A 21,444-nucleotide genomic window follows, 5' to 3' on the forward strand; every position below is an offset into this window, starting at 1 on the left:
ACAACTTAAAGCGAAAGAACTATCCTTACTTCAAAGACTTGCTAAAAAGCATGAATTGCAAGTCATTGGTATTTAGACAGTTGCTTCACTTGTCATTAACAGCACCTATAAAAACGTTTTTAAGTTTGGAATGACAAGTTAAAGAACCCTTGTAGAAACAGATGCCCCATTTCTTTCTTTTGCATTTTTTTTGTTTACCCAAAAAGTGGAGTAAACCTGTCTTGCCGGCAGGCACGAAAGAGCAGCCGGAAAATTGTCGCCAGCTATTTCCGGCAGGAATTACTATCAGCGGTCTGCCTGGCAAATCATCTGTGAATACCCGCCTGACCGACGGCCGGTTTGCTTACACCTGATTTTAGTCTCTATGTTTTCAGGAATTTTGCTTAATGATACCAGTAACTTCAAAAGTCGCCTATTTTTGTCCGGTGCTAATATATCATCGCATTTTTACAAACAGTATTTATTAAAGAGGGCTGGTTCAACTATGAGAAGGTCCGGAAATGTTATTCCCAGTGTAATTACGAATAATTTTAACGGTTGCCAAAGGAAAATGTCAGCGATAATTTATTTATAAAATATCCCCTAATTTTACCTATTCAAAGATTTAAAACAGGGACATGAAGAAAGTTTATTGTATTGCGTGCGGGTTGCTGGCTTTGATGTTTATTGCCAGTGTTAATGTGCTTGCCCAGGATGAGGAAGTAAAAGTCAGTAACGCTAATGAGGGAGAGCCCCTGCCGCCAGAAAATGGCTTTAAAAAACATAACCTGTTTACCGGAGGCAATGTAACCGCTTCTTTTTATACAGGCGGTAGCTTGTTAGGGGCCAGCCCGGTAATAGGCTATAAGCTGAACGATTATTTTGATGCAGGCGTGGTGCTGAACTATGTGTATAACGGCGCCAGGGATTGGCGGGAAGTGAATGACCGGTTTCGCAGGCATATTTACGGACCGGGATTATTTGCCCGGGCTTATCCTGTTCCTTTCTTATTTGCTCAGGCACAGCTGGAGCATAATTTTATAGCAGAAAACTATATAGCAAAGCCCGGCAGTGCTTATTACCAGGACGGCCGGTTTAGGGCAAACGCTACTTCGCTTCTTTTGGGTGGAGGCCTTTCTACAGGCAGGAACAAGGGCGGTACCACATTCTTTTATTTTTCTGTATTAGCCGATGTGTTAAAGAACAGGAACAGCCCGTATATAAGTGTAGATAATTATGGCCAGCCAAACGAGCGGCTAAGGATAGTACCTGTATTACGGGCCGGTGTAAGCGTAGGACTGTTTCAAAAGAGGTATGGCGTGTATGAGGAGTATTAGTTGAAAGGTTGATAAGTTAACCGGATCATAAGGAAAGATCTATTTATCCCGGTCATAAAACTCATTTTGATATGGGCGTGTTTAGACAATTGGCAGAATACCTGTTTCTGAAAAAGAAAGACCCCAACCGGCCTAAAAGCAGCTGGGTAGGCTATATGCACGGTATTAACAGGCTTAGTCTTTTCCTGTTTATTATCTGTATGATCATTCTGGCAATAAAGCTATTGAGAGGCTGATGCTACAATGATCCTGGCCGCTTCCTCCGAAGCATTACCCCCGGTGCTTAATATTTCTTTCAGGGCCTTATAATCCTGCCGGATCTGTGCCTGCTTTCCGGGATCATGGAGCAGTGCATCCAGCTCTTTAGTAAGCAGCTTCACATTCATTTCACCCTGGATCAGCTCTTTTACCACTTCCCTGTCCATAATAAGATTTACTAAAGAAATATATTGAATGCTGATCACTCTTTTCGCAATCTGGTAGCTGATCTCAGAGCCTTTGTAACAGACCACTTCAGGCACACCAAACAGTGCTGTTTCCAGCGTGGCCGTTCCGGAAGTTACTAATGCTGCGGTGGATTGCATCAGCAGCTCATAGGTACGGTTGTTTACAATACTTACGTTAGGGTACTGGCTGGTGAATGTTTCATAGAAAGAGGTCTCCAGAGCAGGGGCCTGCGCCACCACGAACTGATAAGCCGGAAAAGCCTTGCTGACTTCCAGCATTACAGGCAGCTTCTTTTCTATTTCCTGCTTTCGGCTGCCCGGAAGCAGCGCTATTACCGGCTTTTTATTGGGCACTCCTTTATTGTCTTTAATAATAAGATCAGAGCGCGTATTTTGCTTTTTTGCAATTTCTTCTATCAGCGGATGGCCAACATAGGTTACCTCCCAGTTCCATGTATTACTGAAATAATCTTTCTCAAAAGGCAGTATAACCAGCATTTCGTCAATACACTGCTTCATCATTTTCACACGGTTCTCTTTCCATGCCCATACCTGCGGTGAAATGTAGTATACTACTTTAATATGATGCTGTTTGGCCCATTTGGCAATGCGTAAGTTAAAACCCGGGTAGTCGATCAGCACCAGCACATCAGGCTTAAATGACAGGATATCTTCTTTACAGGATTTCAGGTTTTTTAAAATAGTGCCGAGATTTTTTACTACTTCAATAAAACCCATGAAGGCCAGGTCGCGGTAATGCTTTATGAGTTCCATGCCGGCAGCCTGCATCTTATCGCCACCCCAGCCGCGTATTTCTGCGCTGCTGTCAAGTTTTTTAATAGCCGCGATTAAGTTGCTTCCATGCAGATCGCCGGAGGCTTCGCCGGCGATGATATAATATTTATGATTGCGAATTTTCAATATTATTTATTAATTGCTCATTGTGAACGATCTGTCCTATTCTGATTTACGCATGCTCTTTTTAACCACTTTTTTCTCCGCTGTTTTCACGTTGCGGTTGGTTTTGTCTTTCCAAAGTGTTTCCAGGCGTTTCTTTACCACATAATCTGTAAGATCAAATTCTACAGGAACAATACTTACATAGTTGTTGGCAAGCGCCCATACATCGCTGTCCTTTGTATTATCAAAGTTGAGGAACTCCCCTGTTAGCCAGTAATATTTTTTACCGCCCGGATCTTTACGCTCTATGAATTTTTCCTGGTACTTGGCATAAGCCTGTTTGCATATTTTATATCCTTTTATTTCCGACAGCGAAAAGTTGGGAATATTAACGTTCAGCAATATATGTTTGCTTAATCTGTTCTTCAGCATTTTTTCTGTAATCAGCCTTGCATAATGTTGCGCAGCAGCAAAATCAGCGTTCATGCTGTAATTCATTAATGAAAAACCCACGGCAGGAATGCTTTCTATTGCCGCCTCCATTGCAGCAGACATAGTGCCTGAATAGATAACATTAATGCTATGGTTCGGTCCGTGATTGATACCGCTCAAACAAAGATCGGGTTTACGGTGCAGTACTTTGTCAACTGCAAGCTTTACACAATCTACAGGTGTGCCCGAGCAGGAATAGGCTTCAATATCGGGATACAGGTCGGACTTCTGCAAGCGTAACGGATGTCCTAAAGTAATAGCATGACCCATGCCCGATTGGGGTTTATCAGGGGCTACTATTACAATCTTTCCAAGATCTTTTACCGCTTCGTATAAAGCTCTTATACCTGGTGCAGCAATACTATCATCGTTGGTTATAAGTATGGTTGGTTTTTCTTTTCTTGCTTTTGCCATAAGCAGCAAATTTATGATTTGTGTGGAAATGTCAGCTATCAAAAAAACGTTACGGATGAGCAGCTTTATAGGATAAGACCAAGGCGGAAAGCCGGTTAACAGTTGCTTGTTACCGGTTTCGGGAGTTCATGGCATAGTCGCTTTACTTTTGACTTCTGCCTTCCGGTGTTCCGACCCTGGATTTTCAGATTTTCATTCTACCTGAATAATTGTTGAAACTTCATTTCCTAATCATTTGCTAAAACCGCGAACAGCGCTATCTTTTTAAAACAAGCTACCGTCTATTCATCAAAGCGCTTTACAAAAAATTGTAAACCCGTCCGACCCGGTCAATCCAGGCGGTCAATAAAAACTAAAGATCATGAAAAAGCTCATTTTTGCTGCGTTCATTTGTGCCGGATTTTTCTTGTCTCATAGCGCCAATGCGCAGGTCAGCATTCGCATCAATATTGGCAACCAGCCGGCCTGGGGCCCTGTGGGATATGATTATGCACGGTACTATTATTTGCCTGAAGCCAATGTTTATTATGATATTAATGCCGAAAGGTTCATGTACCTGGAAAGAGGCCGCTGGATCACTGCAAGGCAATTGCCTTCTATGTACAGGGGAATTAATTTATATAATACTTACAAAGTGGTTATTAACAGAAATTATCCTCCCTACCGTGATAACCGGAAAGATATTATAGCGTATAACCGGTATAATAATATTCGCAACCAGTATATAATCCGTGATAGCAGGGATGTGAAATATTATCAAAGCAGGTATCATCCAAGGCACAGGGAATGGAGCAATAACGGCGGAAGGGATGCGAACAGGTACGCCGATCGCAGGTATCATGACAAAAACCACCACCGGTAAGCGTTTCAATAGCTTGTTGCAGAGCCGCCCAGCCGGGCGGCTTTTTTATTAAAGAAATTTGGAAGTTCCCCGTTGTTTTATTTACTTTGTTGTTCAAAGTACTTTTTTATGATACAGGATGTAAAGGATGACCTGCAGCATATAAGAAGGATGATGGAGCAGTCATCCCGGTTTATTTCGTTAAGCGGATTGTCGGGTGTGGGTGCTGGACTTATAGCATTAGCCGGAGCTTTTGCTGCGTGGTATATTTTTAAACAGCACAACATTGATTATTTTGATAGCTACAGGAGTGGTGGAACTGCTGGTTGGATGTTAGAGCTGCTGCTGCTTGCCATACTGGTACTGGTTGCTGCCATTGGCTTAGGGGTATTGATCACTGTGAACAAAACCAAAAAGCAGGGACTTAAAGTATGGACCTCCACCACTAAAAAACTACTTACGGCATTATTTATACCCCTGGTATTGGGAGGATTGTTCTGTCTTGCTGCGTTGTACCACGGACATTTTGAAATTATTGCTCCGCTGATGTTACTGGTTTATGGGCTTGCGCTGATCAATGCCGGTAAATATACTTTTTCCGATATCCAGAACCTTGGCTATTGTGAAGCAGTTTTGGGCGTCATTGCTATGTGCTGGCCTGGATATGGTTTGGTATTTTGGGCGGCTGGCTTTGGGGTGCTGCACATTGTTTACGGGCTGCTGATGTATAAAAAATACCGGTAGCCAATATTGTATGGTGTAATGAGCTTATTACAGTATTTAAATAAAGATTTTGAAAGCAGGGTAAGGCTGGGTATTATGTCTGTGCTTGTGGTGAACACATGGGTAGACTTCCTGGAGATGAAAGAACATTTGCAGGTAACAGATGGTAACCTTGCCAGCCATATCAATGCTTTAGAGCAAAAAAAATATATTGAAGTGAAAAAGGAATTTGTGGGAAAGAAAACCAAAACCTCTTACAAAGCTACCAAAACAGGAAAAGAGGCTTTCGAAAAGCATATCAACGCACTGGAGAAATTATTAAGGGGATAACTTTTTTTTATTTATTTACTTTGAATTGCAAAGTACTTTTATTAATATCATTTTTTATGAAAAAGAACATTCTTTTGTTGGGTTCCGTGGGGTTATTTGTGTGGTTATTTTACCGGCAGGCACCCGGAATCAACATCAGTATTTTCGGTATTATTGCCTGGTGCTCTCTGTTTTTTGTAATGGAAAAAAGAAAGAGAACTGCCATTTTTGGGGCGCTTTCAATTGCAGGCTTTGTTTCTGCGCTTTCATTTGCCTGGTATGGCGATTTTATAAGCTTTGCCGCGGTGTTTATATCCCTGTTGCTTGCTGGTTTTAAGGCTATCTATCCCCGGCTGAATGTTTTATCGTTCCCGTTTGCCTTGGCATTTAATTATGCCAGCTTTATTTTCCGGGTATTGGTACCCCAAAAATGGTTGGGCTTATCCATATCCGGCAATGGATTGTTTAAAAGGATATTGGGGTATATTTTAATTCCCGGAATTTTTGTAGCCGTATTTATTGGCGTGTACATGCAGGCCAGTGATAAGTTTGCTTCGCTTTTTGCTATTGATCTTAAATTTGATTTCTTCCAGATAGCCGTTTTGAGCACGGTCGGGTTTTTCCTCATGTTTAACTTCTTTTATTTCTCCGTACCGAAAATGCTTATTTATTACAATGGCTATCTTAAGGATGATTTTTCAGAAGACTATACATTGCGGAAAGCCAAAGGGTTTTATTTGCTTGACATAACCTCGCAAAGGCGCAGCGGAGAGATCTCCCTGGTATTATTAAACCTTGTACTGGCATTCTTTATTATAACTTACAGCATGGAGCAATTTGGGGCAAAAGAAATTTCGGGCACATTAAGCAACGAAGTGCATGAACGGGTATACGTACTGATATTTTCTATTGTTATGGCCATTATAGTGATCATGATCTTTTTCCGGGGGCTATTGAACTTCGATATTCATTCCCGCTTGCTGAAAAGGCTTTCATTTATCTGGATAGGCCTGAATATACTCCTTGTGTTCACGGTATTTTTCAGGAACCTGGAGTACGTAGCGGCTTATGGCCTTACTTTTAAAAGAATCGGGGTATTTGTATTTCTTCTGTTAAGTCTTGCCTGGCTGGTATTAACATGGCACAAGATCGCCTACACGAAAACGAACATCTTCCTGGTGAACCGTATGGTATGGGCTTCCTACACTACGTTGGTAATAAGTTGTGTTATCAACTGGAGCTGGATAGTTACCAGCTATAATACCAATCGTTTTCAGAACCCGGACTGGAGCTATCTCGAAACATTGGATTATAATAAAAAGCTGCTGCATAGTATTTACCTGCAAAACGGAAGGGAACACCGTTGGATTGAAGAACAAGTTAATAATAAGCGGTCTGGAAAATTTCTTTCCAAAAGATTATATTATGAATTCATAAACTTAAAGAATATAAGATAAGGCGTTGAAAGCAGTATGACAACTGAGCAATATATAAAATCAGGAAAAAGAAGCGCTGTAATCTCGCTCCTGTCCGGAACAATTATCTTCGGAACCTACATGCTCACAACCTCCGCTGGATTGCTGTTTTGGGGATACGCCTTTATTGTATTGGCTGGGCTAATGAACTTATTCTTACTGGCCGCTATGCTAATACGGGCAGGTAAAGACCGGGAAAACCGAAGCCGGCTCATTAAAACAGCAAAATTGTTGCTGATCAATATTCCAGTGGCTGTTTTATACTGCTGGATTGTAATGCGTTCTCTTGAAACGCTTAGAATAACATGTACAAATAATACCGGAGCTGATTTAACAGACATCAATATTACCGGATGCAGTGACGGACATATCAATTATTTACAACAGGCAGAAAGTAAAACGTTATACATGTCAATTAAAGCAGATTGCTCCATATCAGTTGATTATTTATGGAACGGGCATAGAATGCAAGAAGAAGTGATAGATTATGTAACTCCGGGAATGGGACAGAAAGTTCACTATAAGATAGAGGGTAAATAAATTTTTTCTTTGCTGCATCATAATGCGCAATACCAACAGAAGCGTACACCTGTATTATAAACCTTTAAATCTCAATCAGTGAGAAGAATTACATCCTACTGCACTACTTTATTGGCACAGCAGGAACTGGCAAAGGCTTCCGGCTTGGCTTTAAAGGCAAATCCCATTCCCGTAATATAGCCAATCGCCTCTTTGAGTGCATCGTTGCTTTTATAAAGCGGACTGGTATTGATGTCGGCATGTATTTCCATATCTACGTTGTGGTTGGTAAATACATTACTTAAATGATACGCCACTTCAATACTTTTAGATACTTCCGTCATCATGCGCTGTTTAATGCTCATCTTCTCCCGGGTGGTTTCGTTATTCAAAAACATAAAACCGCCGCTGCCTTTACGGATGAACACGATCGCTGTAGCAAATTCTGTTTCGGAGCCTTTTACCTGGCTATCGGTACCAATGCACACTTTAAGTGTGTGGCCTAATTCTTTTTCGCGGAGTATAGCGCCCTGCACCTCGTCTTCAATGTAGCTTTTGAGGTACTCGCCCGTCAACTTCCTCCATTGTTTTGTTTGATATTGCATGGGATTAGTGTTTCACAACATTATTTTTTATATCAATATGATACAAATAAATTTATGCACAATATGTGGATGAAACCATTTATTCTTCTAAGTTATGAAACTTACGGCATGGTGATCTTTAAGCCATTGTTATGTTTTGTTTTAAAATAAAGTGAACTGCTGCCCCGGTCTTTTAAAGCTGGAGAGATTTAACCCTGTGCGGCCCTCATTCATGTTGTAAAGTTTGCCGTATTTGGCATATTGCTGGGCCACCATTTCAGCAATGCTGCCTTCTCCCCGCATACGCAGCCCCCATCTGCTGTCGTTTACCTGGCCGTTATGGCTTTGTTCAATTAAATGCCATATCCTGTCGGCCCTGTCGGGGAAATTCTTATACAGCCAATCATGAAACAGGAATTTTATGGCACCGTTCAGCCGTATAAATGTGTAAGCTGTAAAGGTAGCGCCGGCATCTGCCGCAGCTTTCATGATCCGCTGCATCTCATGCTCATTCAGGCCGGGGATCATGGGGCCCATCATAATGCCCATGGTTACACCTGCGTTGCTTAACTCCTCAATTACTTTTAAGCGCTGCAAGGCGGTAGTGGTACGGGGTTCCATTACCCGCCGCAGCTCCTCGTTGAACGAGGTAATAGACACCATGGCCCGTACCAGGTTTTTTTGGGCCATTTCCCGGAGCACGTCTTTATCATGCAGTATGCCCGAATTTTTAGTAAGGATACCTACAGGCTGGTTAAATTCGTTGCACACTTCAAGCAGTCCTCTGGTAAGCCGGTACTTTTTCTCTGCAGGCTGGTAACAGTCTGTATTTCCGCTAAGCATGATGGGCATAACCTCCCATTTGGGATGCATAAGCTGCTTACGGAGCAGCTGTGGCGCATTTTTTTTAACTATGATCTTTCTTTCAAAATCCAGCCCTGCGCTGTAACCCCAGTATTCATGCACATTACGGGCATAACAGTAAATACAGCCATGCTCGCAGCCGGCATAAGCATTCATGCTATAGGCCATACCTACATCAGGACTATCCACTTTGTTTACAATAGTTTTAGCATCCTGTTCAATGTATTGGGTAGCTGTGTTGGGCTCCTCCCAATCATCAATAGCTTCAATATGTTCCTTTACCAACTCATTCTTCAAAAAGCGGTTCCTGGTATTGAACTGGGCCCCGCGTCCCTGTAAATACTGAACCTCTTCCTGCTTTTTCGCAATGCCTACTTTAAAGTGGTCCTGCTTTAGTTTTTTTTCCATAGTTTATCGTATTTTATTTTGAACCCAACAGTAGCGCTGCTACGAGCAGCCTACAAACAATATAAATTTCTCCCTTCAGCAGGGTGGGGCAGCTAAAACAACGTTGCCTGTGAGGCGCTGACAGGAATACTTTGGAACGCAAATTTTTCAAACAGTTCATATTTAGTGGCATCAGGCCTTTTTTTAAGAAGAGTCATTTCGGTTGCAATAAACTTTCCGGAAAAATTGCTGTTGCTATATGCCGCCCATGCGTGTTCATATTGCCAGGGATTTAGCTTTCGTGCGATGGTGATATGTGGCTCCAGTATAAAATGAGGTTTATTATCGTTATCCGGCTTCATCATACCCTGTAAGTGGGCACGTATATTTTTCACCAGGTTTTGTATGGCTGTCCTGGTAACTACATTGATGAATATCGTGTGCGAAGGGAAAGCGCCAAAGCCCTGCAGCTCAATACCAAAGGGAGCGGCTTGTAAAGACAGGGTCCGGAGCCGCTGCCTGATGCGGCTTTCAAAGGTGGTGTATTGTTTGTAATGAACCAGCGTCAAATGCGGTTTGCCTTTAAGCGCTTCAGGAGCTTTATATCTGTCGCAAAAGGCTTGTTTAATGGTGGTAATATGGTCGCTTAAATCTTTACGGGGTTCAAGCAACAATAGGTATTCAGCAACGGCCGGTGTTTTTATCGTATCTGTAAGGGTCATAATAACTAAAATAATTAGCACAATATTACTAATTATTTTAGTTATTTAAAATTTATTTATCCCCATTCAGGAGCATGAAGAATGGGGACTGGTAAGACGAGTAAAAATATAATGGGACCGGAGAAATGAAAAGACTAAAGTTATGGTATTAAGAAAGCCGTGACTTTTATCACAGCATACCATTCATTGCATTAATTGGCTTTGGCCGGTACGATCATTTCAAATTCGGGAATGAGCACCTGGAATTTTTTATGAAGGTCAAGATTTTCCATTTCATACATTCCTTTCATTTTTCCCATATCAGTACTGAGGTTACAGCCGCTCATGTACTGATAGCTGTTCCCCGGCTGCAAAACGGGCTGAACACCTACTACGCCTTCCCCTTCCACTTCCCTGTAAATGCCATTACTGTCGAATATATGCCAGTGGCGGCGTAACAGTTTTACTGCGTGGGGATTATAGTTTTCAAGCGTAATGCGATAGGCAAACATGTACTCGCACTGCAAGGGGTTGCTGTATTCGGGTTGATAAAAAACCTCAACATTCACCATTATGCCTGCTGATATCATATTGCCCATAAAGTAAAAATAACGATTTTTTGGGCTATAATGTAATTTTCTCATATTTCAGCATATGATTGATAGAAAAGCTACCCGCCGCTTTTCTTCACATTTTTATACCCGTTTTTTAAAAACCATTGCAGTATCTTTTCCCGGTGATCTCCCTGTATAATGATCTCACCGTCTTTTACCGAGCCACCTGTTCCGCAAAAGGATTTTAATTTTTTGCCTAATACTTCCAGGTCGTCTTCTGTTCCGGCAAAGCCCAATACTACCGTGGCCGTTTTGCCGCCGCGGTGTTTGGTTTCCAACTGCAGCCTTAGCTTCTGTTCGGCAGGTGGCAGGGTTTGCTTAGCTTCAGCGTCATCGTCAAATTTAAAATTGGGATCGGTGCTGAAAACAAAAGGACTGTTGGATTTATTTTTGGACATATGAAGGTTGAAAAGTTTATAAGTTAAAATATTCAATAAGCAATGTTCAATATTCAATGTTCATTAACTGTAGCATCATTTACTATTTTCTTTGGCTGTGTTAACACTTTTAGAAAGAATGGCTATTAATTCTTCATTTCCCTGCATTACAGCATGCATTTGTGTAAGAGTTTGAATCATTGCTTTACGTATTATGAGCTTTAGGCAAATTCTTGTTTCTTTTAATTCTTTTATCGCGATTTTCATTTTGTGAATAAAATCATTTCTTGATTCTGCACTTTGCACTTCACCATAAAGTAAGGCCGGTGCAAGTCCACAGCGAACCAGTTGACCAGAAATGTAATTTCCGGCTTTGCTGGATGGTAGTTTTTCCACTACGTCTATAATTCCTGAAGCAAATTCAATCAGCCGTTCTTCTAAGTCATAAATCCTTTCTTTGGACATAATTGAAAATTGATTGTTGCGTATTGAAAATTGAGTATTTTAAAAGTCTGATGCCTGCTCTATAGTATTCAGAATATTCAATAAGCAATGTTCAATATTCAATGCTCATTGGTTGGAACTTGTACTATATGACAGCCTTTAAGCTCAGATCAAGGCTTCGTGCCTGGTGTATCAGCCCGCCCACGCTAACATAATCCACACCGGTAGCTGCATAGCTTTCAATAGTGTCTAAGTTAATGCCACCGCTGGCTTCTGTTTCAAATCTTCCGTCGATCAATGCAATCGCTTCTGTTATTTGTGCCGGAGTATAGTTATCAAGCATTACCCTGAACACTTTGCCCACGCCTACCTGCAATACTTTTCTGATGTCTTCAAGGGTGCGTGTTTCTACTTCGATTTGTATATCGAGATTGTTGCTCTGAACATACTCGTAAGCTTTATTGATCGCTTTTTCAATTCCACCGGCATAATCGATATGATTGTCTTTCAGCATGATCATATCATATAGCCCGAACCGGTGGTTTACACCACCGCCAATACGTACGGCCTCTTTTTCAAGCAGACGGAAATTGGGCGTTGTTTTGCGGGTATCCAGCAGGCGGGTCTTATAGCCCTGCAGCTTGTCCGTATATTGCCTGGTTAAGGTGGCTATACCACTCATGCGCTGCATACAGTTCAGCACCAGTCTTTCGCATTGGAGTATAGTATGCTCGTGCGCGGCCACCTGAAATGCTTTTTCTCCTGTAAACATAGGTTCGCCATCTTTTTTAAAAGACTCAAAGCTGCAGCCAGGCTCTTTATATTCAAAAATGAACCGGGCCACATCCACTCCTGCCAATATGCCATCCTGCTTTATTTTCAATACCGCTCTTCCTTCTGCATCAGCATCAATACTTGAAAGAGTAGAGTGATCGCCGCGGCCAATGTCTTCCTGAAGCGCTTCCTCTATAAGATGCTTTAGTTTTTGTTGAAATTCCTGGGTCATTATTTCGATGAATTAGGTGATGCCATTTATATTGCTGACGAACGGAGCGTCGCAGGCATGTGGTTTTATATGTATTGCGAATAAGAAAATCCGGGTAAAAATAAAAAGCCTCCCGTTAAGAGAGGCATCATGACGTATAAAAATTTTGCTTATTCTATCAGCTGAAAGCGTAATTCTTTAATAACTTCCGTGTTACCTTCTTTTTTCATAAAGATATTTACGCGGTAATTACCGCCCGATGTGGAAAGTGTCCCTATCGCATACTGGCCTTTGGGAGAATTGCCTTTATGTTTTACGTCAAAGCCTTTAATCTGGTTTTTACTAAAAAAATCTTTAAGTGCTTGCTGGGCCTGGCTTTTGCTGTAATTGTTGCTTTTATCCATTATGGTAAGAGAAAAGCTCTCCCCGGCATTGTCTGTTATTTGACCGGCATTACCATTTTTAATACCAGTTACCACACCATCAATACTTTGCGCATACAAAGCAGATGCAATGAAGAGTGAAGCGGTAACAAAAACAACGGCAATAAACTTTTTCATCTTTAATTGTTTTTTATTTTCATCAAAAGTCCTAAAAATATGCCAAACTGCACTTTTTTTGTTATACGATCATTCTTTACCTTTAGGGCTGCTAATGCTTGAATGAATTTATTAATAAAATGATAATCAATACTTTAAAAAATGTCATTACCACAAAAAAAAGCCATCTTAATTATAATGGACGGCTGGGGATTAGGAAAAGTTGCATCCGCTGATGCCATTCAGAACGCTAATACGCCGTTTACCCGGTCATTATATGGTAAATACCCGCATACCACATTAACTACTTTTGGCGAGCTGGTAGGCTTACCCGAGGGGCAAATGGGCAACTCTGAAGTAGGCCACCTGAATTTAGGTGCCGGGCGTATTGTGTACCAGGAGCTGCAAAGAATAAATGTGGCGGTCAAAACCGGTGAACTGGCTGGAAATCCTGAGCTGGTACGCACTATTGATACCGCTATAGCTAATAGCAAGCCGCTGCATTTAATGGGGCTTGTGAGTGATGGCGGTGTGCATTCGCATATCAGCCATGTAAAAGCCTTACTGGATATATGTAAAGAGAGGGGATTGAAAGAAGTATATGTTCATGCCTTTACGGACGGGCGTGATACCGATCCCAAAAGCGGGCTTCATTTTATAGAAGACCTGCAAAACCACATGGATACTACAGGTACAGGTAAAATAGCCACTGTTGACGGGCGCTACTATGCAATGGATCGGGATAAACGCTGGGAGCGGGTGAAGCTGGCTTATGATGCTTTGGTGAACGGAGTGGGCGCTACTGCTGCCAGCGCAGTGGAAGCGGTAAAGAAAAGCTATGAGGAGCATATTACCGATGAGTTTATCATTCCTACCGTAGTAGTTGATGCAGACCACAAACCTGTGGCTACGATTAAAGATGGTGATCATGTGCTATGTTTTAATTTCCGTACAGATCGCTGCCGCGAGATCACAGAGGTATTAACGCAGGCCGATAATGAAGCCTTCGGTATGAAGAAGTTAAACCTGGACTATACCACCATGACGGTTTACGATCATAAATTTTCAGGGGTACATACCATCTTCAGAAATGAGGACCTGACCAAAACCCTGGGCGAAGTGATCGCTGACAATGGTTTAAAACAGATCCGTATTGCAGAAACGGAGAAATATCCGCATGTAACCTTCTTCTTCAGCGGTGGCCGGGAGCTTCCTTTTGAAGGAGAGTCGAGGATTTTAAAGGCTTCTCCCAAAGTAGCGACGTACGATCTGCAGCCAGAAATGAGCGCTAATGAATTAACGGAAGCTCTATTGCCCGAAATTCAGAACCAGGCAGCTGATTTTATTTGTCTCAATTTTGCCAATGCTGATATGGTAGGACATACCGGTGTTTTCTCAGCGGCTATAAAAGCGGTAGAAACAGTGGACCATTGCGTGGAGCAGGTGGTTACAGAAGCGCTGAAGCAGGATTACGTGGTATTCCTGACCGCAGACCACGGCAACTCAGATTACCTGATCAACGAAGATGGCAGCCCCAATACCGCGCATACTATGAATCCTGTTCCTTTGTTCATTATAGATAATCACTGGCGCGGCAAAATTAAGGAAGGTAAGCTGGGCGATATTGCGCCGACTATTTTGAGCTTTATGAAGCTGCCCATTCCGCCACAGATGATGGGAGAGGTCTTGGTTGATACCGCTTCATTATAAAAGTATACCTGAGAAAGCATTGAAATGCCTCATAGTTTCAAGGCTATGAGGCATTTTTTATTCTTTACCCCATTCGGAACGTAATAATGAATAAAGCATTAAATCGAGCGGCTCATCATTGACCCATTCCGCACCTCTCAAAATACCTTCGCAGGTAAAACCCAGTTGCTCCGGTATGGCCTTACTGCGCTGGTTACCGGTAGCCGCTTTGATCTCAAGGCGATAAAGCTGCAATCGTTCAAAAGCAAATGATACCAATTTTTTCACGGATTCGCACATAATTCCTTTTCCCTGCGCCTGCTCTGCCAGCCAGTAACCTATGTTTGCCGATTTATTGGTCTTGCTGATAGAGCTTAACCCGATTCTCCCCGCTATTTGCCCGTTATGAAAGATATTAAAGCTGTAATCCAACCCGTCTTCCATTAACCTGGTACAGTTCAACAGGTAGTTTTCCATATTTTTTACCGACAACATATGAGGTACCCAGGGTAAAAACCGGGACAGGTGCAACCGGTTATGGTCTACCAGGGTAAATAAGTCAATGGCATGGCTTACTTCGTTGATTACCAGTTTTGTAGAATTATTTACTTGAATGATCATTTTTAAAAATAAAAAAATCCCGGCATGGAGCGCTTTTAAAATTAAATTACTCTATCTTATAGCTTTGCTGTTGTTGGTACGTATTGCCATACATATCCTTTGCTCTTACGTAAATGGTATGTGAACCGGGTGTCAGTTTTTTATTAACCGGTGCAGACCATACATGGTCTGAAGCTACAGGAGCAGAAGGGCGCCTGCCTGGTAAAAGGGTAGTGGTTTCGTCCCACCTGGTAACCATTTTCAGGTAGGTATAATCAAAAGTTGAATCGCGCTGCATCGCATTCCATCTGCCGTTATCTATTTTATATTCAACTATGTCCTTGTCTGACCCCATAAAAAAGTTAGCATAGAATGGCGCTGCGCCCCGGCTGTTGTGTGCTACAATTTTGGGCGCGTAAATATTGATCTGGTACGAGCTGTCTTTACCGGCAACTTTATAGCGCAGATTGTATTGATTGTTCTGTATGTTTAAAAATGCATAGCCGCGAGGTGTGCCGTCTCTCATTGTTCCGTCAGGTACGCCGGAAGCATTGATCTCGCCCGAGTACCAGTCTCCGGAAGTGGTGCCTGCGTTATACTCATGTAAAACGCCTTTTCCATGCCATCCATCGGCTGCTTTGTAATAGATCTGTTTTTGGAAGTGGGTGTGAGCCGACATCAATAAACAATTATCAAAATCTTTTAACAAATCAAACATTGCCTGCCTGTCTTCCAGTCGTATAGCATCTCCGCCTTCATTATTAAACGGAATATGAAAGGAAATAACTATCAGCTTATTTTTATCAACCAATGCCAGGTCATTTTTTAAAAATTCAATCTGGTCGGGCCGCAAGCCTCCCCAGTAACCTTTCCCGTCACGTGGGTCGGGGTAGAGGATATTATCGAGGATGATAAAGTGGGTGTTGCTATAATTCCATGAGTAATTGTTGGGGCCAAAATTCCTTTCAAATGTTTCATCCGATAAAGAATCGGTAGTTGCCTCATAGTTCATGTCGTGGTTGCCCATAACATTATACCACGGCAACTTTAGCCGGGTCATAATTTCTTTGTATGGAAGATGCAGGTCGAGGTTGTCTCCTACGATATCGCCCAGGCTGATGCCGAACTTCACCTGGTCTGTTGCGCGTACATCGCCCACGATACTTTTTGCAAAATACCCCAGCTCCTGTTCGTTATAAGGCTGCGGATCTCCGAAAACCAACACGCTGAAATCAGCCGGCTCGTCCTGCTGATACAGCGCAAAGTCCAGGCTTCCCGGCAACGGCGGCGTAGCTGCTACTCCTTTGTATTTAAAAGATGAAGGGGAACCCTGCGGCTTATGGATATAATAAAAGTCTGAAAGATTATACTGGTTCTTTTTAAACTGATAACCAGCAGGTTTAATCACAAAAATAATATGATCGTTACCTACAGGTAGCTGATACTTTCCGTTTTTGTCGGTAATGGTAACTTCTTTACCGTTGGAGACCGCTACCCCGGCCAACCCTTTTTCTTTTTTATCAAACTGGCCGTTATTATTATAGTCGGCATATACATAGCCTGATACACTACTCTGAGCAGAGGCGGCTAAACTAAATGCCAGTCCTGCTGTTATAAAAATTTGCTTTAACATGATTATTTTTTTAAATAGTGGTAATATGCTTTGTATTTTTAGCCTCGAACAGCAAATCTATACGTTCACTATTACCTCAATATTAAATTAGCGGAATCATGCTTATCATTGTGGTTCAATAAGAGGAGTGATTGATATGACCCAGGAAGAATTCTCAAAAATAGCATCCACCATTCCCCTGCAGCCAGGTATTTACAAATATTTTGATGCGGGTGATAAAATTATTTATGTAGGTAAAGCTAAAAGCCTTCGTAAACGGGTAAGCTCTTATTTTAACAAGACGTTTACGAATTATAAGACCCACGAGCTGGTACAAAAGATTCATAAAATTGAGTTCACTATTGTGAACAGCGAGCCGGATGCTTTCTTCCTGGAAAACTCGCTGATAAAACAATTCCAGCCGCGCTATAATATCAATTTAAAAGACGATAAATCGTACCCTTACATTGTAGTAAAGAACGAAAATTTCCCGCGTGTATATTTGACCCGGCAACCGATAGATGATGGCTCTGAATACCTGGGGCCGTACACATCTGTTTTTAAAGTGCGCGAGCTGCTGGAGTTTATACGGCGCGCCATACCGCTGCGCACCTGCACATTAAATCTTACAAAAAATAATATAGATAAAAAGAAATTCAAGATTTGCCTGGAATACCATTTAGGTAATTGTAAAGGGCCATGTGAAGGGTTACAGACCAAAGAGGATTACGACGAAAGCATACGCCAGGTAAGAAATTTGCTGAAAGGAAATCTGTCGCCTGTTGTAAAACAGTTTAAAGAAGAGATGAAAATGCTGGCTGCTAACCTGGCGTTTGAGAAGGCAGAGTATGTAAAGAAGAAAATAAAATACCTGGAAGATTATTATCAGTCCAGAACCGTGATCACGGGTTTGAAAGGCGGCGATAAAGATGTGTTCAGCATTATTAAAAATAATGACATTGCCTATGTAAACTACCTGATGGTACGCAGCGGCACTATTGTACAAACACAGACCAATAAGCTGGAAACCCACCTGGACGAAGCTGTTGAAGAAATTCTGGTATACGCCATAGAAAGGCTGCGCGATATATTTAAAAGCGATGCAAAAGAAATTGTAGTTCCTTTTGCTATTGATTATCCCGCGGAAGACGTGGAAATTATTGTTCCTAAAGCCGGTGACAGGAAAAAATTAATTGAGCTTTCAGAAAAAAACGCTAACTATTTTATCGAAGAATTAAAGAACAAGGAACGCTTAAAGATAAGCCGGAATGTAGACCAGGTAAAAGTTTTAGAACAACTGCAAACAGACCTTCAATTGCAGGATCTGCCGGTTCATATAGAATGTTTTGATAACTCCAATTTCCAGGGCAGCTATCCCGTAAGCGCGATGGTGTGTTTTAAGAACGGTGTACCCAGCAAAAAAGATTACCGGCACTTTAATGTGAAAACCGTGCAGGGCATCAACGATTTTGCATCGATGAAAGAAGCCGTGTACCGGCGTTATAAAAGATTAAAAGAAGAGCTGCAGGATTTTCCGCAATTGGTGATTATCGATGGAGGCAAAGGGCAGTTGAGCGCAGCTATGGAAGCTATTGAGAAACTGGAGCTGCATGGTATGATCACGTTGGTAGGCCTTGCCAAAAATGAAGAAGAAATATTTTTCCCGGGTGACCAGGAATCGCTGAAACTGCCTTATAATGGCAGCAGCTTAAAGTTTATCCGTTTTATACGCGACCAGGTGCACCGCTTTGGCGTTACCTTTCACCGAATAAAAAGAAGCAAAGGCACTTTTAAAAATGAGCTGGAAGATATAAAGGGTATCGGGAAGTCTACGGCTGATACGCTTTTGAAAGAATTCCGCTCTGTAAAAAACATACGAGAAAAAAGTTGGGAAGAACTGGCCGTTTTGATAGGAAATGCAAAAGCTAAAATAGTATGGGGTTATTTTCACAATGGGGACGAACTAAAAAATGCATAAACGGGAAATCAAGGCATTTAAACTTTATCCAGCTTTAAATACCCGATGTGCAATTCATCTTCTATCAATCCTTCTTCTTTGGAAATAGCAATAGTAAACCGTTCTTTTTGTACAAATGGCAGTATATCCTGTACATTAAAAACCTCATCCACATCTACCCCATATTTATTATCTACGTGGCTGACCCCTTTTTTATCTTCAGTATTATAGGTTCTATAAAAACCGGTTTGCTTTGCATTTAAAATCGCCTTGGCCATATCATCAGCAACCGTTAATAACTTGTAATGATGTTCTTCAAAAGAGCCGGGCAAATATCCGCCCAGGTTGATGAAAAAAAGATTTTGCTTTTTAGGAGCAGGTATGGTTTTCTCTAATACAGAAATTCTATAGCCGTCAACGGCGGTTACTTCGCGCCAGCTGTCAATATGTATCTTTCCTGCATCGGGCCAGAACTGCCGGATATCCGGAATGATATCTTTTAAATTGTTGGCGATACCAAAAAATACATCATGCTGTTCTGTATGCCTGCCGGGAGGAGTACAACCTAAGAGCAGGTAGAATAATTTGTAGCTCATAATAATTTATTTCAGTTGTTGTAACAACGCGGCAACACTGGCTACCGGTTGTTTGCAGGCATATTGCTCACACAGGAAAATGGCCAGCGCCTGGCCGGATGTTTTATTCCTTAATAAGGGGAATTCAGGGTCAGCGGTTTCCGATGCCATTACAATGCTGTGGGGGAGTGGGTTTGCAAGCAGCTCCTTTAACTGGCGCTCGTAGTCGCCCAGCAAAACAATTTCCCTGGTGCCTTTCACGTGCTGGTAAAAACAAGCCAGCCAGATGCCAAAGGAAGTGGGATATTTTACAGCAATCGTGCTTAAGCCGCTTACCATGGCATAGGCGCGTTGCTGCCACTGGTTATTGTCTAACAAAATTCCAAGCTCTAAGAGGTTTTGTGCCATTACCGAATTACCACTTGGTGTAGCGCCATCGTACACTTCTTTTTTCCTTACTATAACATCCTGCTGATATTCGGGTGTATAATAAAAATACCTGGCGGGTTCTGAGAAGTCTGTAATAACTTTTTCGCAAAGGGCCCGGGCCTTGGATAAATAACCAATATGTGCTGTGATGCGATATAATTGTAAAAGAGCCTGGATAAGATAGGCATGATCGTCTAAAAATGCAGGGAATTTTGCGGTGCCATTTTTCCATACGTGTTTTAAATGTCCATCGGCATCAGCAAATGCTTCCAGTAAAAATTGCATATTCTCAACAGCTTTTTGCTTATAGGCTTCATTGCCCGTAGCTTCATAAGCTTTGCTGTAAGCAATGTTCATTAAGGCGTTCCAGCTTAAGATGATTTTATCATCTAATGCCGGACGTATTCTTTTTTCGCGCTCCCGTAATAATTTTTTATTGCAATTTTCAATAAGTTCCTCTAAGGACGCTGTATCAATGCCGTGCTTTTCAGCAAAGACCGGCAGGGGCTCTAATATCCGTAAAATATTGGTGTGCTCCCAGTTGCCTGGTTCTGTTATGTTATAGTAAGCGCAATAGAACGACGCATCAGCGCCTAAAATTTTTTGTACTTCTGCATGGTCCCATACATAAAATTTTCCTTCTTCTCCCTCGCTGTCTGCATCTAACGCAGCGTAGAAGCCACCGGAGGGATGTTGTAATTCCCGCTCTGCAAATGCAATAGTATGCACCATAGCAGCTTTATATTTTTCTATTCCGGTGATTTGACAGGCGTCGCTCAAAACCGTAACCAGCAGCGCATTATCGTAGAGCATTTTTTCAAAATGCGGCACCAGCCATTCTGCATCGGTTGAATAGCGTGCAAATCCTCCGCCCAGCTGGTCGTAAATGCCGCCATCGATCATTTTGTCCAGGCTTAGCAATGCCTGCTGTAATGCTGCATGGGCAAGGGGCTCATTTCTTTTACTTTCGAGGTGATAATATCTTAACAGGAACTGGATAGAAAAGCTTTGTGGAAATTTGGGCGCCCTGCCAAAGCCGCCCCATTGCCGGTCGGCCTGTTGTAAAAGATTCCCACATGCAGCATCTATTTGCTCTGTTGAGAAGTGGCCAGCTTCCCTGCTTATTCCAAAGTCATTGGATGTAAATAAATGTGCTGTCAAGCCCTCCGACTGCTCCTCAATTTCTTTTCGTTTGTTTGTAAAAGCATCGGCAACTGCCATCAAGACATCTTTCCATGAGGGCCGGCCCATTACTGCGCGGGGAGGGAAATAAGTGCCGCCATAAAAAGGCTTTTTACCCGGCGTAAGAAATACATTGAGTGGCCAGCCGCCGCTCCCTGCCATTGCCTGTACCGCGTCCATATAAATATGGTCCAGGTCGGGCCTTTCTTCACGGTCTATTTTGATATTGATGAAATGCTCATTCATCAGCGCTGCAACATCTTTATCTTCAAAACTCTCCCGCTCCATTACATGACACCAATGACAGGCCGCGTAGCCTATACTTATCAGGATAGGCTTGTCTTCGGTGATTGCCTTTTCCAGCGCTTCGTCGCCCCAAGGATACCAGTTTACAGGGTTCTGTGCATGTTGCAAAAGATAAGGGCTGGTTTCGTGTATGAGTGCGTTGGGCATTTGATAATGTGATAATG

The 21,444-nt window shown here is 42.1% G+C and carries 23 protein-coding genes; 9 read left to right on the top strand and 14 right to left on the bottom strand.

Going from position 1 to position 21,444, the window contains the following annotated elements; genetic code table 11:
- Positions 1 to 617 precede the first annotated feature (617 nt).
- Together ACYVBM_RS13500 and ACYVBM_RS13505 are read left to right on the top strand one after the other, a co-directional pair.
- A complete protein-coding gene (locus ACYVBM_RS13500) occupies positions 618 to 1,316 on the top strand; it encodes a hypothetical protein (protein ID WP_460686200.1) in 699 nt (232 codons plus the stop codon).
- A 71-nt stretch (positions 1,317 to 1,387) separates the two neighbouring features.
- Positions 1,388 to 1,552 (top strand): DUF6728 family protein, encoded by a 165-nt coding sequence (locus tag ACYVBM_RS13505; RefSeq protein ID WP_460686201.1) that lies wholly within the window; start codon positions 1,388 to 1,390, stop codon positions 1,550 to 1,552.
- Here the strand turns inward: ACYVBM_RS13505 and lpxB are convergent.
- Both lpxB and surE read right to left on the bottom strand, forming a co-directional pair.
- Positions 1,538 to 2,683 (bottom strand): lipid-A-disaccharide synthase, encoded by a 1,146-nt coding sequence (gene lpxB, locus ACYVBM_RS13510; RefSeq protein WP_460686202.1) that lies wholly within the window; start codon positions 2,681 to 2,683, stop codon positions 1,538 to 1,540. The two genes, ACYVBM_RS13505 and lpxB, sit on opposite strands and share 15 nt — an antisense overlap.
- A gap of 36 nt (positions 2,684 to 2,719) precedes the next feature.
- Positions 2,720 to 3,568 (bottom strand): 5'/3'-nucleotidase SurE, encoded by an 849-nt coding sequence (gene surE / locus ACYVBM_RS13515; RefSeq protein ID WP_460686203.1) that lies wholly within the window; start codon positions 3,566 to 3,568, stop codon positions 2,720 to 2,722.
- 361 nt (positions 3,569 to 3,929) lie between these two features.
- On the opposite strand from surE, the gene ACYVBM_RS13520 reads away from it, so the two are divergent.
- From ACYVBM_RS13520 to ACYVBM_RS13540, 5 genes are all read left to right on the top strand, one after another.
- Positions 3,930 to 4,430: a hypothetical protein gene (locus ACYVBM_RS13520; RefSeq protein ID WP_460686204.1), complete on the top strand. Its 501-nt coding sequence runs from the start codon at positions 3,930 to 3,932 to the stop codon at positions 4,428 to 4,430.
- A gap of 108 nt (positions 4,431 to 4,538) precedes the next feature.
- A complete protein-coding gene (locus ACYVBM_RS13525; protein ID WP_460686205.1) occupies positions 4,539 to 5,153 on the top strand; it encodes a hypothetical protein in 615 nt (204 codons plus the stop codon).
- Positions 5,154 to 5,171: 18 nt separating this feature from the next.
- Positions 5,172 to 5,462, top strand: coding sequence for a winged helix-turn-helix domain-containing protein (locus tag ACYVBM_RS13530; protein ID WP_460686206.1), 291 nt, complete (start codon positions 5,172 to 5,174; stop codon positions 5,460 to 5,462).
- Between the two features lie 56 nt (positions 5,463 to 5,518).
- On the top strand, positions 5,519 to 6,898 hold the full coding sequence (locus tag ACYVBM_RS13535; protein WP_460686207.1) for a DUF4153 domain-containing protein: 1,380 nt from the start codon (positions 5,519 to 5,521) through the stop codon (positions 6,896 to 6,898).
- 15 nt (positions 6,899 to 6,913) lie between these two features.
- Complete coding sequence (locus tag ACYVBM_RS13540) at positions 6,914 to 7,456, top strand: hypothetical protein (RefSeq protein WP_460686208.1); 543 nt, start codon at positions 6,914 to 6,916, stop codon at positions 7,454 to 7,456.
- A gap of 95 nt (positions 7,457 to 7,551) precedes the next feature.
- Here ACYVBM_RS13540 and ACYVBM_RS13545 read toward each other — a convergent pair whose 3' ends face one another.
- The 8 genes from ACYVBM_RS13545 to ACYVBM_RS13580 all read right to left on the bottom strand — a co-directional run bounded on the left by ACYVBM_RS13545 (position 7,552) and on the right by ACYVBM_RS13580 (position 12,951).
- Entirely contained in the window at positions 7,552 to 8,040 is a 489-nt protein-coding gene (locus tag ACYVBM_RS13545) for a ribonuclease H-like YkuK family protein (RefSeq protein ID WP_460686209.1), read from the bottom strand.
- Between the two features lie 141 nt (positions 8,041 to 8,181).
- On the bottom strand, positions 8,182 to 9,291 hold the full coding sequence (locus ACYVBM_RS13550) for a PA0069 family radical SAM protein (RefSeq protein WP_460686210.1): 1,110 nt from the start codon (positions 9,289 to 9,291) through the stop codon (positions 8,182 to 8,184).
- A gap of 92 nt (positions 9,292 to 9,383) precedes the next feature.
- On the bottom strand, positions 9,384 to 9,992 hold the full coding sequence (locus ACYVBM_RS13555) for a 2'-5' RNA ligase family protein (protein WP_460686211.1): 609 nt from the start codon (positions 9,990 to 9,992) through the stop codon (positions 9,384 to 9,386).
- A gap of 191 nt (positions 9,993 to 10,183) precedes the next feature.
- On the bottom strand, positions 10,184 to 10,615 hold the full coding sequence (gene apaG, locus ACYVBM_RS13560; protein ID WP_460686212.1) for a Co2+/Mg2+ efflux protein ApaG: 432 nt from the start codon (positions 10,613 to 10,615) through the stop codon (positions 10,184 to 10,186).
- Positions 10,616 to 10,641: 26 nt separating this feature from the next.
- Positions 10,642 to 10,983 (bottom strand): translation initiation factor, encoded by a 342-nt coding sequence (locus ACYVBM_RS13565; RefSeq protein ID WP_460686213.1) that lies wholly within the window; start codon positions 10,981 to 10,983, stop codon positions 10,642 to 10,644.
- 75 nt (positions 10,984 to 11,058) lie between these two features.
- Entirely contained in the window at positions 11,059 to 11,427 is a 369-nt protein-coding gene (locus ACYVBM_RS13570; protein ID WP_460686214.1) for a four helix bundle protein, read from the bottom strand.
- 124 nt (positions 11,428 to 11,551) lie between these two features.
- Positions 11,552 to 12,412 carry a carboxylating nicotinate-nucleotide diphosphorylase gene (nadC, locus tag ACYVBM_RS13575; RefSeq protein WP_460686215.1) on the bottom strand — a complete coding sequence of 287 codons (861 nt, stop codon included), beginning with the start codon at positions 12,410 to 12,412 and terminating at the stop codon, positions 11,552 to 11,554.
- Positions 12,413 to 12,561: 149 nt separating this feature from the next.
- The gene (locus ACYVBM_RS13580; protein ID WP_460686216.1) at positions 12,562 to 12,951 is read right to left on the bottom strand and encodes a DUF4783 domain-containing protein; all 390 of its coding nucleotides are present in this window, start codon (positions 12,949 to 12,951) and stop codon (positions 12,562 to 12,564) included.
- Between the two features lie 141 nt (positions 12,952 to 13,092).
- On the opposite strand from ACYVBM_RS13580, the gene gpmI reads away from it, so the two are divergent.
- Positions 13,093 to 14,640, top strand: a complete 1,548-nt coding sequence (gpmI, locus tag ACYVBM_RS13585; protein ID WP_460686217.1) for a 2,3-bisphosphoglycerate-independent phosphoglycerate mutase — start codon at positions 13,093 to 13,095, stop codon at positions 14,638 to 14,640.
- A 57-nt stretch (positions 14,641 to 14,697) separates the two neighbouring features.
- Here the strand turns inward: gpmI and ACYVBM_RS13590 are convergent, their stop codons facing one another.
- Both ACYVBM_RS13590 and ACYVBM_RS13595 read right to left on the bottom strand, forming a co-directional pair.
- Positions 14,698 to 15,240, bottom strand: a complete 543-nt coding sequence (locus tag ACYVBM_RS13590; protein WP_460686218.1) for a GNAT family N-acetyltransferase — start codon at positions 15,238 to 15,240, stop codon at positions 14,698 to 14,700.
- Between the two features lie 46 nt (positions 15,241 to 15,286).
- Positions 15,287 to 16,852 carry a calcineurin-like phosphoesterase C-terminal domain-containing protein gene (locus ACYVBM_RS13595; protein WP_460686219.1) on the bottom strand — a complete coding sequence of 522 codons (1,566 nt, stop codon included), beginning with the start codon at positions 16,850 to 16,852 and terminating at the stop codon, positions 15,287 to 15,289.
- Positions 16,853 to 16,988: 136 nt separating this feature from the next.
- On the opposite strand from ACYVBM_RS13595, the gene uvrC reads away from it, so the two are divergent.
- The gene (uvrC, locus tag ACYVBM_RS13600) at positions 16,989 to 18,809 is read left to right on the top strand and encodes an excinuclease ABC subunit UvrC (RefSeq protein WP_460686220.1); all 1,821 of its coding nucleotides are present in this window, start codon (positions 16,989 to 16,991) and stop codon (positions 18,807 to 18,809) included.
- Positions 18,810 to 18,826: 17 nt separating this feature from the next.
- On the opposite strand, the gene ACYVBM_RS13605 is transcribed toward uvrC, so the two are convergent.
- Positions 18,827 to 19,384 (bottom strand): DUF1543 domain-containing protein, encoded by a 558-nt coding sequence (locus ACYVBM_RS13605; RefSeq protein ID WP_460686221.1) that lies wholly within the window; start codon positions 19,382 to 19,384, stop codon positions 18,827 to 18,829.
- Positions 19,385 to 19,390: 6 nt separating this feature from the next.
- Positions 19,391 to 21,427, bottom strand: coding sequence for a thioredoxin domain-containing protein (locus ACYVBM_RS13610; RefSeq protein WP_460686222.1), 2,037 nt, complete (start codon positions 21,425 to 21,427; stop codon positions 19,391 to 19,393).
- Between the last annotated feature and the right edge of the window lie 17 nt (positions 21,428 to 21,444).

This window comes from Niabella aquatica, assembly GCF_054779315.1.

Excerpts from the sequence above, each read along its gene's own strand:
- nadC (WP_460686215.1), bottom strand. The coding sequence starts at position 12,412 with ATGACCCAGGAATTTCAACAAAAACTAAAGCATCTTATAGAGGAAGCG.
- ACYVBM_RS13550 (WP_460686210.1), bottom strand. The coding sequence starts at position 9,291 with ATGGAAAAAAAACTAAAGCAGGACCACTTTAAAGTAGGCATTGCGAAA.
- gpmI (WP_460686217.1), top strand. The coding sequence starts at position 13,093 with ATGTCATTACCACAAAAAAAAGCCATCTTAATTATAATGGACGGCTGG.
- ACYVBM_RS13520 (WP_460686204.1), top strand. The coding sequence starts at position 3,930 with ATGAAAAAGCTCATTTTTGCTGCGTTCATTTGTGCCGGATTTTTCTTG.
- ACYVBM_RS13535 (WP_460686207.1), top strand. The coding sequence starts at position 5,519 with ATGAAAAAGAACATTCTTTTGTTGGGTTCCGTGGGGTTATTTGTGTGG.
- ACYVBM_RS13555 (WP_460686211.1), bottom strand. The coding sequence starts at position 9,992 with ATGACCCTTACAGATACGATAAAAACACCGGCCGTTGCTGAATACCTA.
- ACYVBM_RS13580 (WP_460686216.1), bottom strand. The coding sequence starts at position 12,951 with ATGAAAAAGTTTATTGCCGTTGTTTTTGTTACCGCTTCACTCTTCATT.
- surE (WP_460686203.1), bottom strand. The coding sequence starts at position 3,568 with ATGGCAAAAGCAAGAAAAGAAAAACCAACCATACTTATAACCAACGAT.
- ACYVBM_RS13530 (WP_460686206.1), top strand. The coding sequence starts at position 5,172 with ATGAGCTTATTACAGTATTTAAATAAAGATTTTGAAAGCAGGGTAAGG.
- ACYVBM_RS13570 (WP_460686214.1), bottom strand. The coding sequence starts at position 11,427 with ATGTCCAAAGAAAGGATTTATGACTTAGAAGAACGGCTGATTGAATTT.
- ACYVBM_RS13565 (WP_460686213.1), bottom strand. The coding sequence starts at position 10,983 with ATGTCCAAAAATAAATCCAACAGTCCTTTTGTTTTCAGCACCGATCCC.
- ACYVBM_RS13595 (WP_460686219.1), bottom strand. The coding sequence starts at position 16,852 with ATGTTAAAGCAAATTTTTATAACAGCAGGACTGGCATTTAGTTTAGCC.
- ACYVBM_RS13545 (WP_460686209.1), bottom strand. The coding sequence starts at position 8,040 with ATGCAATATCAAACAAAACAATGGAGGAAGTTGACGGGCGAGTACCTC.
- ACYVBM_RS13540 (WP_460686208.1), top strand. The coding sequence starts at position 6,914 with ATGACAACTGAGCAATATATAAAATCAGGAAAAAGAAGCGCTGTAATC.
- uvrC (WP_460686220.1), top strand. The coding sequence starts at position 16,989 with ATGACCCAGGAAGAATTCTCAAAAATAGCATCCACCATTCCCCTGCAG.
- ACYVBM_RS13525 (WP_460686205.1), top strand. The coding sequence starts at position 4,539 with ATGATACAGGATGTAAAGGATGACCTGCAGCATATAAGAAGGATGATG.
- ACYVBM_RS13500 (WP_460686200.1), top strand. The coding sequence starts at position 618 with ATGAAGAAAGTTTATTGTATTGCGTGCGGGTTGCTGGCTTTGATGTTT.
- apaG (WP_460686212.1), bottom strand. The coding sequence starts at position 10,615 with ATGAGAAAATTACATTATAGCCCAAAAAATCGTTATTTTTACTTTATG.
- ACYVBM_RS13610 (WP_460686222.1), bottom strand. The coding sequence starts at position 21,427 with ATGCCCAACGCACTCATACACGAAACCAGCCCTTATCTTTTGCAACAT.
- ACYVBM_RS13505 (WP_460686201.1), top strand. The coding sequence starts at position 1,388 with ATGGGCGTGTTTAGACAATTGGCAGAATACCTGTTTCTGAAAAAGAAA.
- ACYVBM_RS13605 (WP_460686221.1), bottom strand. The coding sequence starts at position 19,384 with ATGAGCTACAAATTATTCTACCTGCTCTTAGGTTGTACTCCTCCCGGC.
- ACYVBM_RS13590 (WP_460686218.1), bottom strand. The coding sequence starts at position 15,240 with ATGATCATTCAAGTAAATAATTCTACAAAACTGGTAATCAACGAAGTA.